The organism is Pedobacter sp. Leaf41 (genome assembly GCF_001422545.1).
GTDB lineage: Bacteria > Bacteroidota > Bacteroidia > Sphingobacteriales > Sphingobacteriaceae > Pedobacter.
In genome coordinates this window covers 12,360-28,575 of record NZ_LMLE01000011.1, presented here as the reverse complement: position 1 = coordinate 28,575, position 16,216 = coordinate 12,360, and the positions used below count along the sequence as shown (strand labels likewise).

Annotated in this window: 12 protein-coding genes; 4 read left to right on the top strand and 8 right to left on the bottom strand. The window is 40.1% G+C overall.

The features are described 5' to 3' along the window. Nucleotides 1-9 precede the first annotated feature (9 nt). The 6 genes from kdpB to ASE92_RS17770 form a co-directional block, all read right to left on the bottom strand. Entirely contained in the window at nucleotides 10-2,037 is a 2,028-nt protein-coding gene (gene kdpB, locus ASE92_RS17790) for a potassium-transporting ATPase subunit KdpB (RefSeq protein ID WP_056851480.1), read from the bottom strand. An 8-nt stretch (nucleotides 2,038-2,045) separates the two neighbouring features. Next, nucleotides 2,046-3,764 carry a potassium-transporting ATPase subunit KdpA gene (gene kdpA, locus ASE92_RS17785; protein ID WP_056851479.1) on the bottom strand — a complete coding sequence of 573 codons (1,719 nt, stop codon included), beginning with the start codon at nucleotides 3,762-3,764 and terminating at the stop codon, nucleotides 2,046-2,048. A 37-nt stretch (nucleotides 3,765-3,801) separates the two neighbouring features. Continuing rightward, nucleotides 3,802-3,879 carry a potassium-transporting ATPase subunit F gene (locus ASE92_RS20990; RefSeq protein ID WP_082035969.1) on the bottom strand — a complete coding sequence of 26 codons (78 nt, stop codon included), beginning with the start codon at nucleotides 3,877-3,879 and terminating at the stop codon, nucleotides 3,802-3,804. 252 nt (nucleotides 3,880-4,131) lie between these two features. Further along, complete coding sequence (locus ASE92_RS17780; RefSeq protein WP_056851478.1) at nucleotides 4,132-5,463, bottom strand: sigma-54 dependent transcriptional regulator; 1,332 nt, start codon at nucleotides 5,461-5,463, stop codon at nucleotides 4,132-4,134. A gap of 53 nt (nucleotides 5,464-5,516) precedes the next feature. After that, nucleotides 5,517-6,671: a M20/M25/M40 family metallo-hydrolase gene (locus tag ASE92_RS17775; RefSeq protein WP_056851477.1), complete on the bottom strand. Its 1,155-nt coding sequence runs from the start codon at nucleotides 6,669-6,671 to the stop codon at nucleotides 5,517-5,519. 14 nt (nucleotides 6,672-6,685) lie between these two features. After that, on the bottom strand, nucleotides 6,686-7,291 hold the full coding sequence (locus ASE92_RS17770; protein ID WP_056851476.1) for an N-acetyltransferase: 606 nt from the start codon (nucleotides 7,289-7,291) through the stop codon (nucleotides 6,686-6,688). Nucleotides 7,292-7,637: 346 nt separating this feature from the next. Between ASE92_RS17770 and ASE92_RS17765 the strand changes: the two genes are divergently transcribed. Continuing rightward, nucleotides 7,638-9,014: an aspartate kinase gene (locus ASE92_RS17765; protein ID WP_056851475.1), complete on the top strand. Its 1,377-nt coding sequence runs from the start codon at nucleotides 7,638-7,640 to the stop codon at nucleotides 9,012-9,014. Between the two features lie 362 nt (nucleotides 9,015-9,376). On the opposite strand, the gene ASE92_RS17760 is transcribed toward ASE92_RS17765, so the two are convergent. Then, nucleotides 9,377-10,615: a PepSY domain-containing protein gene (locus tag ASE92_RS17760; protein ID WP_056851474.1), complete on the bottom strand. Its 1,239-nt coding sequence runs from the start codon at nucleotides 10,613-10,615 to the stop codon at nucleotides 9,377-9,379. Nucleotides 10,616-10,670: 55 nt separating this feature from the next. Then, nucleotides 10,671-13,043: a TonB-dependent receptor gene (locus ASE92_RS17755; RefSeq protein ID WP_082455117.1), complete on the bottom strand. Its 2,373-nt coding sequence runs from the start codon at nucleotides 13,041-13,043 to the stop codon at nucleotides 10,671-10,673. Nucleotides 13,044-13,819: 776 nt separating this feature from the next. Here ASE92_RS17755 and ASE92_RS17750 point away from each other — a divergent pair. From ASE92_RS17750 to ASE92_RS17740, 3 genes are read left to right on the top strand one after another with little or no spacing between them, the layout of a single operon-like run. After that, entirely contained in the window at nucleotides 13,820-14,086 is a 267-nt protein-coding gene (locus ASE92_RS17750) for a hypothetical protein (protein WP_157255782.1), read from the top strand. Beyond that, on the top strand, nucleotides 14,083-15,498 hold the full coding sequence (locus ASE92_RS17745; protein WP_056851471.1) for a hypothetical protein: 1,416 nt from the start codon (nucleotides 14,083-14,085) through the stop codon (nucleotides 15,496-15,498). Before ASE92_RS17750 ends, ASE92_RS17745 begins: the two co-directional genes overlap by 4 nt. Continuing rightward, on the top strand, nucleotides 15,446-15,886 hold the full coding sequence (locus ASE92_RS17740) for a hypothetical protein (RefSeq protein WP_157255781.1): 441 nt from the start codon (nucleotides 15,446-15,448) through the stop codon (nucleotides 15,884-15,886). The genes ASE92_RS17745 and ASE92_RS17740 overlap by 53 nt, the downstream gene beginning before the upstream one ends. Nucleotides 15,887-16,216 lie beyond the last annotated feature (330 nt).

Genomic DNA, 16,216 nt, shown 5'->3' with positions numbered 1-16,216 from the left:
ATTTAAGGCCTATACGAATAAGCCTACTAATAAATCAATAATTTTGATGCCTATAAATGGAGCAACCACCCCACCTATACCATATATGAACAGATTCCTGCGCAAGAGTGCGGTCGCACCGATTGGCTTATAGGCAACACCTTTAAGTGCTAACGGAATCAGGATCGGGATAATAATCGCATTGAAGATGACCGCCGACATGATCGCCGATTCCGGAGAATGCAGTCCCATAATATTTAAGCTCTGCAACGCAGGGATTGAAGCGATAAATAAGGCAGGAACTATAGCAAAATACTTCGCAACGTCATTGGCAATCGAAAAGGTAGTCAGCGTTCCACGGGTGATTAACAGCTGTTTCCCGATTTCTACAATCTCAATTAATTTGGTTGGGTCGTTATCTAAATCGACCATGTTTCCTGCCTCCTTTGCCGCTTGTGTTCCACTATTCATGGCTACACCAACATCTGCCTGAGCTAAAGCCGGCGCATCGTTTGTACCGTCACCCATCATCGCAACCAGCTTACCAAGGGCTTGCTCATCCTTGATGTAGTTCATCTTATCCTCAGGCTTTGCCTCGGCGATAAAATCATCAACACCCGCCTTTTCAGCAATATACTTAGCCGTCAAAGGGTTATCACCAGTTACCATTACCGTTTTAACACCCATTTTTCTAAGCCGTTCAAAGCGTTCGCTGATACCTGGTTTAATAATATCCTGAAGTTCGATTACACCAAGCGCTTTTTCATTTTCAGAAACAACTAACGGTGTTCCACCATTTGTTGCAATAGTTTTCACATGGTTTTCTATATCAGAAGGAAAAATGTTACCCGCTTTCTCAACTATGTTCCTGATTGAATCGAAAGCACCTTTTCTGATTCTTCTACCATCAGCTGTATCCAGTCCGCTAGAACGGGTTTCAGCCGTAAACTTGATAAAAGTTGAACCTTCAGGGGTTCCGCTTGTTCTGAAACCCTTCTCACCTGCAAGTTCGATGATCGATTTTCCCTCAGGGGTTTCATCGGCCAGTGAACTCAAGACACAGGCATCAGTAAATGTTTTTTCATCTACTCCCTCTGTTGGGTAAAAATTGGTAGCCTTACGGTTACCAATAGTAATCGTTCCGGTTTTGTCCAATAGCAGTACATCGATATCACCTGCAGTTTCAACTGCTTTACCCGATTTGGTAATTACGTTTGCTCTTAAAGCCCTATCCATACCGGCTATGCCAATAGCAGATAACAAACCACCTATTGTTGTAGGAATTAAACAAACGAAAAGCGAAATTAAAGCTGCAATGGTAATTGGAGTATTTGCATAATCTGCGAAAGGTTTTAAGGTTACGCATACAATGATAAATACTAGAGTAAAGCTTGCTAGTAGAATTGTCAAAGCAATCTCATTAGGAGTTTTTTGACGTGATGCACCTTCTACCAAAGCAATCATTTTATCTAAAAAGCTTTCGCCAGGTGCAGTACTTACCTGCACTTTTATCTCATCTGATAAGACTTTTGTACCACCGGTAACGGATGATTTATCACCACCCGATTCGCGGATTACCGGAGCAGATTCCCCTGTAATGGCCGATTCATCAATGGTTGCAATACCTTCGATAATTTCTCCGTCAGTTGGGATGGTATCTCCTGTTTCACAGACAAACACATCACCTTTCTTAAGCATATTAGATGAACGGATCTCAATGCTTCCGTTTGCCAGAAGCACTTTTGCAGGTGTTTCTTCCCTGGTCTTGCGCAGACTGTCAGCCTGTGCCTTACCTCTTGCCTCTGCAATGGCTTCAGCAAAGTTCGCGAACAGTACGGTCAGCAATAAAACTAAAAAGATAAAGAAATTGTATAAGGGAGATCCCTGTCCGCTATGGCTGAAAGAATATATGGTAACATAAGCCATTACTAGGGTTCCGATCTCTACGGTAAACATCACCGGATTACGGACCATTACCCTGGGATCTAGCTTAATGAAGGATTGTTTTAGTGCGGTCTGCACCAAGGCAGGTTCGAACAGTTTATTATTGGGTTTCATTTATATATCTATTTAAGCATGGTAAAATATTCCGCTATTGGGCCCAGGGCCAATGCAGGAAAATAAGAAAGTGCATTCAGCACGATAATAACAGCAAAGGTCATCAGTGCAAAGGTCTTCGTATCTGTTCTAAGTGTACCGGCTGATTCAGGGATGAATTTTTTAGCGCCAAGCAATCCGGCGATAGCTATAGGACCAATAATGGGAAGAAAACGACCAAGGAAAATAATAACACCTGTTAACAGGTTCCAGAAAATGTTGTTATCTCCAAGTCCTTCAAAACCAGATCCGTTATTCGCATTCGATGAGGTTACCTCATAAAGCATCTCTGAAAATCCATGAAAACCTGGATTATTTAGCCAGTTTTTAGGCTGAACTGCCCAGCCCGCATCTCCATAATTCGTAAAAACATAGCTTGCAATGGCTGTTCCGGCCAAAATTAAAAATGGACTCAGTAAAGTAATAATAGCAGCTATCTTAATTTCCCTGGCTTCTACCTTATGCCCTAAAAACTCTGGTGTTCTACCAACCATTAGTCCTGAAATAAAAACCGCTACAATTAAGTAAATAAAGTAATTCAGCAGACCAACTCCACATCCCCCGTAAAAGGAATTAATCATCATGCCCAATAGCTGCCATGTACCGGACATTGGCATGGTACTATCATGCATGCTGTTCACCGAACCTGTAGAAATAATGGTCGTTACAGTAGCCCAGTATGCAGATGCAGCTGGCCCGAAACGTACTTCCTTCCCTTCCATAGCCCCTGTTGTTTGGGAAATACCCATTTTAGCTAATGCCGGACTTCCGCCAAGCTCTGAGCTGAGCATTGGAATAAGCAACATGAAAAGGCCAATGGTCATTACCCCAAAAATAGTCCAGCCAAGTTTTTTCCTTCTTATGAAAAAGCCAAAGGCAATGACCATGGCAATTGGAATGATGACCTGCGCAATCAACTCTACCATATTGGTAAAGTAGCTTGGATTTTCAAAAGGATGGGCCGAATTCACACCAAAGTAGCCTCCACCATTTGTACCCAAGTGTTTTATGGCAATCATCTGTGCAGCAGGTCCACGGGAAACATTTACTGTATCTCCCTGCATGGATATAAACTGGTCTTTACCTTCATAACTTGATGGTGTACCGTTAAATGTTAGGATCAATGCAACTACAATAGATAAGGGCAAAAGCAAGCGAGTAATTGCTTTTACAAAAAATTCCCAAAAATTTCCAAGTTCTGTAGTTGTTTTATCCCTGAATGCTTTAAATAACACAATTGCTGCTGCTATACCTGTTGCTGCACTCACAAATTGCAAAAACATCAACACATATTGCTGGCTAAGGTAACTTACGCCACTTTCGCCTGAATAATGTTGCAGGTTACAGTTAGCAACAAAGCTGATAATGGTATTGAAAGCAAGATCAGGAGTCATTCCAGGATTTCCATCTGGGTTAAAGGGGAGCTTGTCCTGGAAGATAAGCACAAAGAAACCATAGACTAACCATAATAAATTGATAGTCATCAATGCTTTCATCTGTTGTTTCCAGTTCATTTGCTCTTTGATGTTTATTCCAGATAACTTATAGATCCCGGATTCAAGAGGTTTTAAAAAATCTGTCCAGACTTTTTCCCCTGCAAAAACCTTGGCCAGGTACATCCCTAAAGGAATGGCGATAACCAGGGTGAGCAGGAATGTGGCAATAATGCCGGTTAATTCAGTGTTCATTTCTTAATTTGTTAATGGTCCCAAGCGGGAGACAGGATTAAAATTTTTCGGGTTTAATCAGCACGTAAATCATGTAGATGAATACGGCAATTGCGATAATAAATAGTGCTATCATAGTTTTAGATTTTTTCGAACCAGTCGATTGATTTGTAAGCTGCCCAGCAGAGCAAAAGAAGGATGATGATAAATAGTATAGTCATAATATGTTGCTTTTGATAAGCCCTTATTCAACTCCCGTACCACAAATAATTAATAAACGCATAAAACGCTGAAAGTCAAATAATTAAACGAAAGTAAATTACTTTTGAAATATTTTCTCAAAAAAAAACCCTTCCAAAATGGAAGGGTCATTTTCATTATGGAAAAATTAGTTTAATCCGTATTCCTCGAGCTTACGATAAAGGGTCGTAAGCCCAATTCCCAGAACCCTGGACGCCTCGGTCTTGTTTCCGCCAGTGTGCATCAAGATTTTTTTGATATGCTGACGCTCTACTGCCGCCATGCTCAGCCCCCCGTTTGCACCATCAAGATCATGGAACTCAAAGGGCAAAAGATCGGCGGTAATCAAATTGCCGTCGGCAAGAATGACTACCCGCTCAATGATGTTCTTAAGTTCTCTGATGTTTCCCTTCCAGGCATGATTGGTAAGTAGGGTTATAAACTCTTTATCCATTACCATCTCTGCCCGGTTTACCTTAGCTGCAAATAAATTAAGAAAATGTTTTGCAATAGGCACAATATCTGCCCTCCTTTGACCAAGTGAGGGAAGTTCTAGTGAGAACACCGACAGACGGTAATAAAGATCTGACCGGAAAGTACCTTTTTCAGCCTCCTCCTTTAAACCTCGATTGGTCGCTGCAATGATTCTTACATCAACTTTGCTGGTTTTGGTATCTCCTATCTTGATGAAACTCTGGTTTTCCAGTACCCGTAAAAGTTTGGCCTGAAGATCTATGTTCATCTCACCTATTTCATCCAAAAATAGTGTTCCCTCGTTAGCTTCTTCCAATAGCCCTTTTTTGTCACGTGCAGCTCCGGTAAACGCACCCTCCTTGTATCCAAATAGTTCACTCTCAAGAAGTTCAGGATTAAATCCGCTACAGTTCAGTGCGACAAAAGGCTTTAGCTTCCTGGGACTTTCATGATGGATCGCCTGCGCAAAAACCTCCTTTCCCGTACCTGTTTCTCCAAGAAGGAGCACAGTAGCATCGGAATTGGCTACTTTTTTTGCCATATCAATAGCATTAGTTATTGACGGGGAACTACCGATAATTTCATCAAAACTATGTTTTTTTCCAACTTGCCTTTCCAGTTCGTAAACACGGATCTGGAGCTTCACCTTGTCAATAGCCTTATGCAGTAGGGGAATGATTTTATCATTGTCATCCCCTTTTACAATATAATCAAAAGCGCCGTTTCGCATGGCCTGAACACCGTCGGAAATCGTACCAAAAGCCGTGAGATTGATCACCTCGATAAAAGGCTTTAGCTTTTTGATTGCTAAAACCAGTTCTACACCGTTAATGTCAGGCAACTTAACATCACTTATGACGACATGTACCTCTCTGGATTTCACGATTTTCAATCCTGTTTTCCCAGTATCAGCCTGAAGAACTTTAAAGCCTTCAAGTTCTATTATCCTGGACAACAGACCAAGTATTTTTGGCTCATCATCTATGATGAGGACAGTTTTTTCCATGTGGTAAATATAATGTTCGTTTTCGATATGAAGATGGAATGGAAAATCTTCCTTTATCCAGGATTGATATCCGTCACTTTCTCGAATCTGAGAACGTTTTTATGATGAGTTAAATCCAGCGATTCAAGAATGGCAATGTAAATATTGATACCCTCTTCAATTTCATCAATACCAATGTACTCATCAGCTGTATGAGAGCGCGCAGAGTTTCCCGGACCCATCTTTATTGAGGGCACATCCAGCCAGCCCTGGTCTGAGCTTGTCGGGGAAAGATAAGTCGCTCTTCCCAGAGAGCATCCGGATACTACTATCGGATGGGTCAAATCAATGAATGATGGTTTCAACACATTGGGGCGAATCTTGAAATAACTAGATGTATGGTTTATTATCATATTGATCAATTCCCTTTCGTTGTAATTATGATCATAACGGATGTCTACCGTGAAATGACACTCGGCTGGGATGATATTATGCTGAATACCAGCCCTAATTTCAGTTACGCTCATTTTTACGGGTTGTGGCTGACCATCCATAATCGGGAACTGGAAAGTCCGGAACCATTCTATGTCTTTCAGTGCATGATAAATGGCATTGTCACCCTCTTCCCTGGCTGCATGCCCACAGCGGCCTTTGGCTACGCAGTCTAAGACCATTGACCCTTTTTCGGCAATGGCCATCTGCATCCCTGTTGGTTCACCTACTATTGCGAACGAAATATCTTTCAGATCACCAAGTATCGAACGGATACCCAATTCCCCCGAGGTCTCCTCTTCAGCAGTCGCTGCCAGACATAGATTAAAAGGTAAGTCATCGCGCTCAAAGAAATATAAAAAAGCAGCTATCAATGAAACCAGAGAGCCACCTGCATCGTTACTGCCAAGGCCAAAAATCTTCTCATCTTCTATGGCTGGATTAAATGGATCTCTAGTGTATTGACCATTGGGCTGCACTGTATCATGGTGTGAGTTTAGCAAAATGGTAGGCTTTTCGGCATCCATATGCTTGTTGTAGCACCAGACATTGTTATATTTTCTAAAGGTATTGACACCACTTAGGTTTAAAAAGGACTCAATAGCATCGGCAGTCAGCATTTCATCGCTGCTGAAAGAAGGCGTTGAGATAAGGGTTGAAAGCAGTTGAAGCGAATGCTGATAAATTTGGTTCAGGTCCGGTGCTCCGGCAGTTGTTTTTCTGATGATGTTGTACATGGATTAATTGGTTTTTAAGAATAAGAAACTTCCTGATAGATTTCTGTGTTAAGGTAAATTAACGGCTGTGCGTCAATGAGGTATTCCGGATCAAAGAGCATTGCGGTACAAAGGCAGTTGCATTTTTCCTTCCTTTTTAAAATATCGTAATTAACGCAGCTCTTACAGCCTTCCCAGAAATGCTCATCATGGGTAATCTCAGCGAAACTTACAGGCAGAAAGCCTAGCTTGGCATTCATGCGCATAATAGCAGGCCCTGAAGTGATACTAAAAATTTTCGCTTCCGGGTATAGCCTCCTGGAGAGTTTGAATATCCGGTTCTTTATGGATTTTGCTACTCCTGAATTCCTGAATTTAGGCGCGACAATCAGGCCGGAATTCGAAACAAACCTGCCTTGTTCCCAAGTCTCTAAATAAGAAAAGCCAACCCACTGATCGCTACTGGTTACCGCTATGACTGACTTTCCCGCAAGAATTTTCTCTTCTACAGAAGAAGGTGTTCTTTTAGCAATTCCCGAACCCCTCGCTATAGCAGACCGCTCAGTTTCGGCGATGATTTCGGGTATAAATTTGGTATCTCGCTCATCTGCGATTCGTATAAAAATAATTTGGTTATCCATTATCTTAAAATTTCATTACAGGCCAATTACAAAGGTGGTGCCTTAAATCAGTGCCCGACTTGAAAAAGGGTTTTAGCGCAAATGAGCGGATACTTTTATTTTCTGTGACTGGAAACCCTTAATGCCAAACCCTTTCAAAATGAAAGGGTCAATTTCATTTTGGCTGTGTAAACAATAGTGCATAAAAGATCAGTGGCAACGGCAGAAAAAAAACACGTGGGTTTTAGTAAACTATTTCTCCGTTGCATACCAAATCAAGGCTATTTTTAGCTGTTATGCCTTTGGAACAACTGTAATTTGGTTTGTATTGGCATGACAATGGTATAGGTGATGAAAAAGCAATCTAATGTTAAGCGTAGAAAAAATCGGCGGAACCTCGATGTCCGCACTATATGAGGTAATTGAAAATATCATGTTTTATGGAAAGAGCGGTGATGAACTTTATAATCGGGTATTTGTCGTTTCTGCTTTTTCAGGTGTTACCGATTTGCTTTTGGAAAACAAAAAAACAGGAGCACCTGGGATATATCACAAGATAACTAAACACCAGGATTTTGCCGGACCGATGCAGTCTTTGGTATCCAAGCTCAAATCAATTAATCTTCGTTATGTCCAGATTGGATTGGATCTGCAGGCAGCAGATTTTTTTATTGAAAACCATGTCAAAAAAGCAGCTGAATACCTGGATAATCTTGTCAACATCCTCTCCTCTGGGTATGTAAGCAAAAGCGGGATTTTGCTGGCAGCCAGGGAAATACTTGCCTCCGTTGGTGAGAGTCATTCTGCTTTCGTTTTGAGCAATATCTTGGCAAACCGCGGGCTTAGTGTTCACCGGATGGATCTTGGAGGTTTTGATGACCATGCTTCAATCACCATTGATCAGCGAATCAAAAAAGCATTTAAAGAGGTACCACTAGCACGGACCATCTGCATTGTTACCGGTTATACTAAAGGAACAGAAGGGATTATGAGGGAGTTTGACCGGGGATATTCTGAAGTAACCTTTAGCAAAATCGCAGAAATCCTGCGCCCCGATGAAGCCATCATCCATAAGGAATATCATCTGTCAACTGCCGATCCTGCTATCGTTGGCAAAGAAAACTGTAGCCCGGTTGGCTTTACCAATTACGACATTGCCGATCAACTGGCTGATGTAGGCATGGAGGCAATCCATCCTTCTGCTTCCAAGCCACTCGAAATGAAAGGGATTTCACTTCGAATTAAAAACACATTTGATCCAGCCCATGAAGGAACGCTTATAACCAAGTCTTACCTTTGTGAGAAAAAGCGCATAGAAATGATTACCGGAGCAGAGAAACTTCTGCTTATTGACATATATGATGCTTTAATGGTTGGAAGCGTAGGCAGCGATTTAAAGGCGATGCATATTTTCGCCGCCCATAATATTTCATATACTTTTAAGACGACCAGTGCAAATAGTATTTCAGTTTTGATATGGGAAAAAGATTTCCGAAAAAACCTGATCACAGATCTCCAACGTGAGTTTGAAAAAGTCATATATGAAAAGGTTGCGATTGTCTGTTTACTTGGCTCCAATATAGACCAACCTGGCCTGCTTGCAAAAAGTGCTTCTGCCTTGACTGAAAATGGGATTAATATCAAAAGCGCGGGATTTGCACTACGTAAGGTAAACATACAGTTTATATTGGACCGTGAAGACTACCGTCCAGCAATAATAGCACTTAACAAAGCAATGCAATAAAAGTAAAACTTTACAAGGTTGGCTACTTGATTGTAAATACGGTTTTCACTAAGTTTATATTTTGAGATACTATCAAGCTATAAATCTTTTCTCAAACAATAACACAGAACCGACAGATCACGCAGAACATAGAACTCCATAATAGTCTCAAAAAACGAAGGAATCCACCCCAGTTAAAATAAGTCATTCATATTTAATATCTAATAGCTTATTACATCAAAGATTAAATAGTGGACTCTTACAATACTAAGGTATTCCTCCTACTATATTGTTCTTTCAGCTGTAAGGTTACCTGCACCAAATACGGCAAAGAAAAAATCTTTAAAAAATGAACAAATAATTCTGGTAAGAACAAATTCAATTTATTCGGCCCCATCAACTTGACTCTTTCTATATACTTTCTTGTTTCTCTTACCCCATTTCCTGTTATACCAGATAATAAAACCAGTTATTGGAAGACTTGCCCCAATAATACAGGCTATGAACGCAATTATTTTAGTTGGCAAACCGAGGATTTGTCCGGTATGAATATCGAAGTCCATCCGGTAGATCTTTTCGCCTAAGGACAAGCTACTATAAGGCCTGGCTCGTTCACCTTTACTCAATAATTCCTTGCCTGAGATTTTGTCAAAATAATGTACAGCATTATTGTAAATAAGCGTTCCGTCCCCGAACTGGGCCATCACCTGATAGGAATCATTTGATTTTTCGGGAAAATCGATAGAAATTTTACCATAGCGGTCTCCGTATTTCTGATGCATCCTCTCCCATATTTTATCTTCAATATTTACCGAATGAGTATCTACAGTAGTGATGGTGTCCGATGTTGGTGGATCATATGATTTTTCTGCCGGTGCCTTCCAGGTAAGAGTGCGGAAGACACCATGTTCAAACCATCGAAAAGTGAACATAATCCCCGTTATGGTCAGCAGCATAACGAAAAGCAATGAATAAAAGCCGAAAACATTATGTAAATCGATATTTAAGCGCTTCCAGCTGGCAGACCATTTTACCTTGAAACTTTTCTCCCTTGTTTTCTTTGTCCATTTGAGCGGAAACCACCAGATGAGCCCGGTAATCATAGTTATCACGAATATGATACAGGCAGCACCCACTATCGGGCTGCCAATTTTTTGCGGAAGCCAAAGGAAGCGGTGGCCAGCCCGGATGAAGATGAAAAACTTTTCCGCCGTAGCCGCTTCGGATTTATCCTGTAAAATCTCTGCGGTATATGGATTAACATATAACTGGGCAAACTTTAATGAATCCGGATGATAAAAAATCAGCGCCGATTTTCCAGGTTTTCCATAATTAATACCTGTGATTTCAGCATCTTTCAACCCTTTTTTATCGAAATAGTCCTGAACCTTTTTTTCTATTTCTGAAGGAATCAAATAAGGCTTGTCAAGGGCAGTAACCCGCTGATAGGGTTCTGTAAAATACCAGGTTTCATACCTCCAGGTCCAGATGCCTCCAGTCAGGCAGACAATAAAGACGATAACTCCCGAAGTTAGTCCAAGCCAGAGGTGTAGCCATTCAGAAATTTTTCTGAAGGTTGACTTTTTTGATTTTTTGGTTATATTTTGTTTGGTTGTAAGCATGGGAAATAAATTAGCGCAGCCAACGGTTAAGCGGCTGCGCTGAATGCAGCATAAATTAAAACTTAAAACTGATGTTCGCCAAATACTGCCTCAAGGTTTCCGGGATGCCGTAATTGGTCCAATATTTTTCATTAGAGATGTTGTTGGCCTTAATGCTTAATCTCCATTTGGGCTGATCATAAAATACAGACGCATTGATTACCGTATATTGTGGAATAACAATGGTGTTTTCTGCATCAAAAAAGTTCTCAGACACATAATTGCCACCAAATCCAAGTCCGATGTTTTTGAGGGTTTGTCCGGTGAATTTATAGCTCACCCAGAGGTTGGCATAATCTGTCGGTGTTTGCGCCTGGTAGTTGCCTACGTTCGCACCTGCATTGATGATGCGGTAACTGTTTTTGGCATAACCTGCGACGATATTTAATCCTGAAACCGGGTTAGCAATTACTTCAGCCTCAAATCCCTTACTTTTTGAAGTTGCATCCTGAATAGTGATGCCGTTGACCAAGCGGGTATCGTTAGAGATTTTGATGTCGTAATAACTTAATGTTGCATTCAGTTTTTTACCGAAGGCTTCTAATTTCACGCCGCCTTCCCACTGGTTAGCCTGGCGAGGTTTCAGGATATCTATCGTTCCAGTTGGCTGCGTTACCGGACCGTTGTTCTGGAAACCGTTCATATAGTTTCCAAATAATGACAATTGATCTTTCACAAGCTGATAACTCAAGCCAAGTTTTGGAGAGAAAGCTGTCTGGTTAAAGGACCCTGTGGTTGCCTTTATCCCGTTGGAGATTGGTGCTGCGTTTTCAAAACGGTCCACACGAAGGCTCAACATGGCATTTAACCGGTCTGTAATGCTCAACACATCAGATGCATAGGCGCTGTACGAGCCCTGTTTGTTCGTGGTGTTGGTCTGACTGGTTGAAGTGGCTATTAAAGCACTTAGTTTTTCAGAATTTAGTCCCGGAATCACTTGAGAAGTGTTCAGGTTGATTCTATCATATACACCAAGGTTGGTGAATCTTAAGGAACTTCTGAATGTATAGAAATTCACCCCCGCCAATAAGCGGTTTCTCATTCCTGCAAGCTTAAAATCACCATTGAAGTTTTGCTGACCATTTAATGAAGTAAAAATCCGGGGACCATAATTAAATATTGAACGGTCAAATATATTATCTGAAACCCACTGCGGATATATCTGGCTACTGTGATCTATCTGGTTTTCTCCATAGGCGATACTGGTAGTTGAAGTCCATTCCTCTGAAATCTTATATTTCCCTTCGGCGAATATATTTGTTGATTTTAAAGAAGCATTAATGTCTGCTCCGCCAAGAGAGGTCTCAAAACCTATTGGAATGTCCCTGAAGTTTTTGTAACTCGTTTTGCCCAGATTCTGGTAGTATGCCACCGTTGAACGGTTGGTCTGATTGAATTCTCCTTCAAAAAGGAAAGATAAGCGATCACTCACCTTATAGGCAAAACTTGGTGCAAAGGTATACATGCGCTTATACCCGAAATTTTGAAATGAATTTTCACGATGTGCTGCTGCATTTATCCGCAAGAGCGCTGTTTTATCTTTATTTAATGGGGTATTAATATCAGCAGTTAGCCTGCTCAGTTCATAACTACCAAGCGTCACTCCTACTTCACCCGCCAGACTATCAAAAGGTTTTTTGGTTACCTGGTTGATTAGTCCACCAAAACTAACGATACTTGAACCAAACAAGGTTGCCGATGGACCCTTGATTACTTCAACCCTTTCGAGATTGATGGGATCAGTTTGGTAAGACTGTACTGCTAAACCATTTCTAACCGTTGTAGTCGCATTGAAGCCGCGGATAGTAGCACCTGTTCCTCCTGCGGGATTATTATTAGGTGCAATACCAGGTACATTTCTCAATGATTCCTTGAAATCTACAATAACCTGTTCAGCAATCAGTTCTTTACCTACCGATGTGTAAACCTGAGGATTCTCCAGGTTATCCAAAGGCATTCTGGCAACATAGTCTGATTTTTTATTGGCGAACTTATTGGTTTTAAAAGACATTATATTTACGGATTCAAGTTGTCCCGAAGTTTCAGTCAGCGTAAAGATTAGTGTAGTATTCTGACCAGATATTACAGTTGTTTCCTTAACCTGGACCTGTAAACCAACAGATTTTGCAGTGACCGTATAATTTCCTGCAGGAAGCCTGTTGAATCTGAATTCCCCTTTTTCATTGGTTTGAGTAGATCGATTCAAAGGTGAAATGGCGATCGTTACGGCAACCGCTGCTCTTCCATCGGAAGTCTTTACCGTTCCAACAAGAGCAGATAATTGCGCATGAGCGCTCATGGAAGCAGAAACCAGAAGAAAAACAATGACGCTGAAGTATTTGAATATGGATGTTTGGACTGTTTTGTCCGGCAAGGTAAAAAGATTCATAACGAAGAGTTTGGATTAAATTTTCGCAAACATAACTATTATTTAGAATAAAACTAAATAAAAATTGCGGCAGTTTTATTCAAGCTGTTGCCATTAGATAGCAGTAAATTGATGCAGACAATACCTTCAGGTGGAGATTTCGGCTTCATTGACCGTGTAATTCCGTAGCGGACTGACCAGTCCAAGAAAACACATAACTCATCTTTAGCATATTAAATATTAGTTTATTGGAGTGGTCAGTCTAGACCGAAACAAACTGACCTTAAATTCCGAAATGAGTTGATCACTCCTAGCGAAATCTCCAATTAAAGCTCATTACCTAAATTTTGCAACCAAAGCAACCATGAGATTGTAGGTTATTTTATAAATAAAACACCATGGGAAAAACTAAATAGTTGTCTCACAAAACGAAAGTATTCATCCCCTATTGTATATCTTTTTTTCATCTGTAAGTTCTATTGCACCAATGACGGCAAAAAGAAAAATTGTATCACAAAATGAATATTTTGCTGCTCCATACTAACAAGATATTTGACCTATTGTACTTTGTTTTACGTGAGGAGTACTAAGATTGCCACCGACAAACAGCGACCTGCCCCAAAAAACTAGGAAATAAGGAAACTTGAAAAAAAGTAATAAAAAATAATTTTTGGACGACTTTTGTATTTAATTACATATTCGATTGTGGACATATGATCAAATATAAATCAACTTTTGTTTTCACATTAAATTATTTATGTTTACTCCTATTAGTATTAAACAAAAACAAAAAATTCATGAAAATTAAATTAATGTCTCTCTTAAGCATTTTATGCTTTGCAGCAATGGTAGGCTGTAAAAAAAATGAAACAATTAGCGGTGCTCCTCCATCCCTAACCACAACCAATAAAAATTATAACCCTTACTCAGTTAGCAATATGCGGAAGGCTTTGGCAGGTATGCTTGCAGGCGATGCTCAGCTTAGCCGCAACAACAAATTAGGGTATGTAAAAGGGAAAATGATTCTAAGCACAAAAGAGGCGTTGGCATTAATAAGCAAATGACACTTAATGAAAGCTTAAAAATTGCCGAGCAAGGCATTACAGCAACCCATTACTATATTAAATTTATTCCTCGGAACCAAGCCGATATGGATAAATTGAAAGTCGATAGCAATTTAACCATTTATCCTTTTCCACTTGATAATGAACAGACCCAGTACAAGGGAAGTTACCATGACCCATCAGTACTCCCAGATGTACCTACTTACCAATATGCCGCAGTACCTATAGCATACAGGTTGCCAGATGTACCTTACCAAAAACTTGAAGACCTTTATATACCAAATGAAAACCAACATGGTAATACAATAATGCTTAAAGCCCCTGGAAATTCATCGTATAGCGTGGATGGGCAGGAATTGGCTAATTTTGCTGAGTGCGGAGGTGGCGAAGTCGGAGGTGGAGGAGAAGGAGAACCAATTGACGAGGAGGTGCTTGAAGAATATGATGACTGCGGAGGTGGCGGAGGCCCATATCCACCAAACGATCCATATCGCAATGGTGAAAATTGGCGACCTCATGGCCGCGTTACTGTACATGACGACATCAAGGGCATTATTGGTGTAGAAGGCATACGTGTTAGGGCCCGCCGTTGGTTTACCACATACGATGGCTTCACCGATGCGAATGGCTATTATGCTGTTGATGGATGGTTTACCCGACCGGCAAATTATTGGCTCAACTTCGAGAGGTATGATTATGAAATTATGGACGGTGAAAATCCTATGAATGGGAATAGGGAAATTAGTGGTCCTAAAATCGAAGCTGCTTGGGATGTCGAATTTACGGGTTATGATAAATTTTGCTCAACAGTATTTAGAGCAGCTTATCACTATTATCACAAAAATATAGATGGGTTACACCGGCCGCCTATGAATAGTTTTTGGGCAGCTAAGGTTCATATTTTACCGCTTAATGATCACTCAGCTTCTACCAGCGGTATAATGTTTCCAATCAGTTGGCATTTAGGTGAGAGCATCAAGATTTACGGCATGTTAGCTTCTATAGATGATAGCTATTCTACAACCATACATGAATTGACTCACGCTGCCCATTGGGATAATTCAAATTTATCATTTGTGTTAAGCTCTTCAACTGTTAGAGAGTCCTGGGCTACTGGTGTGGAATGGTATCTTACTAAAATGGAATATCCAGATTACAAGGGGTTTAACGTTCCTGTTAATGATAATTATAGGAATGTAGTTATGGATCTGATTGACTCACCTGGGAGTTTCAATTACGGTTTTAGTGCTCCTAAAGATGAAGTTGAAGGATATAATATTGTAGATATTCAAAACTCCTGCATAAATAGCCCCACTACCTGGGGAGAGTGGAAAGATAACATTATAAACAATCACAGCAATGGAACAGAACAGCATGTTGAAACGCTATTTAATTATTGGCTTAATTATTAGCATTACCTCTATTTTAGGAGGTTGCGTAAAAGATTTTACAATGGTGGGGGAATTCCATTTTGTGAATACAACAAACTATAGCATTACTTACCAAAAAGGTTTGGAGGAATTTAATGTAGCGCCAAATTCTACCACAATTTTTAAAAATCAAGCGAGAATAAGTAAAAAAAAATCACAGGAGAATAATTATAATACGCCTCTTGCTAATTTCAATAATATAAAAATTAGCTTTAATAAAGTTAAGTGCTTAATAGATATAAAGGAAGAAGATCTTAATAGCGTAAGAAATATTAAAAACTATAAAGCTGAGCGTGTAAATGATGTAACTTATAAATTTACCTACACTTTTACTGAGGCTGATTATAGCCGGGCAGTTAATTGTCCATAGTATTGAATAAGGAATAGGTTTTTGAAGCAGGGAATTTAGCTTTTTCTGCTTTTTTTGTAAACATTACTTTAAACTCTACAGAAAATAAAAGTGAAGCAACTCTCATGTAAGCAGATTTTTACTTAAAACTCAAGAAATTAATACTAAACAGACGGTATGATAGGCCACAACTTATTAGCTGTAGTTTTTGTCTCGCAAAACGAACCTTATTTTAATGTTTAAGATAATTAGCAACTTTCACTAATTCCTGCAAATCAGATAAGAAAAAATTCGAAATCCGTCCAGTAACGGCTACAGATTAAAAAACAGCCTTGAGATTAATTTCTTGAG

Bases quoted from the DNA above. Each gene is read 5' to 3' on its own strand.
- kdpB (WP_056851480.1), bottom strand. From the start codon at position 2,037: ATGAAACCCAATAATAAACTGTTCGAACCTGCCTTGGTGCAGACCGCA.
- ASE92_RS17775 (WP_056851477.1), bottom strand. From the start codon at position 6,671: ATGTACAACATCATCAGAAAAACAACTGCCGGAGCACCGGACCTGAAC.
- ASE92_RS17770 (WP_056851476.1), bottom strand. From the start codon at position 7,291: ATGGATAACCAAATTATTTTTATACGAATCGCAGATGAGCGAGATACC.
- ASE92_RS17760 (WP_056851474.1), bottom strand. From the start codon at position 10,615: ATGCTTACAACCAAACAAAATATAACCAAAAAATCAAAAAAGTCAACC.
- ASE92_RS17755 (WP_082455117.1), bottom strand. From the start codon at position 13,043: ATGAATCTTTTTACCTTGCCGGACAAAACAGTCCAAACATCCATATTC.
- ASE92_RS17780 (WP_056851478.1), bottom strand. From the start codon at position 5,463: ATGGAAAAAACTGTCCTCATCATAGATGATGAGCCAAAAATACTTGGT.
- ASE92_RS17750 (WP_157255782.1), top strand. From the start codon at position 13,820: ATGAAAATTAAATTAATGTCTCTCTTAAGCATTTTATGCTTTGCAGCA.
- ASE92_RS17745 (WP_056851471.1), top strand. From the start codon at position 14,083: ATGACACTTAATGAAAGCTTAAAAATTGCCGAGCAAGGCATTACAGCA.
- kdpA (WP_056851479.1), bottom strand. From the start codon at position 3,764: ATGAACACTGAATTAACCGGCATTATTGCCACATTCCTGCTCACCCTG.
- ASE92_RS17740 (WP_157255781.1), top strand. From the start codon at position 15,446: ATGGAACAGAACAGCATGTTGAAACGCTATTTAATTATTGGCTTAATT.
- ASE92_RS17765 (WP_056851475.1), top strand. From the start codon at position 7,638: ATGTTAAGCGTAGAAAAAATCGGCGGAACCTCGATGTCCGCACTATAT.
- ASE92_RS20990 (WP_082035969.1), bottom strand. From the start codon at position 3,879: ATGATAGCACTATTTATTATCGCAATTGCCGTATTCATCTACATGATT.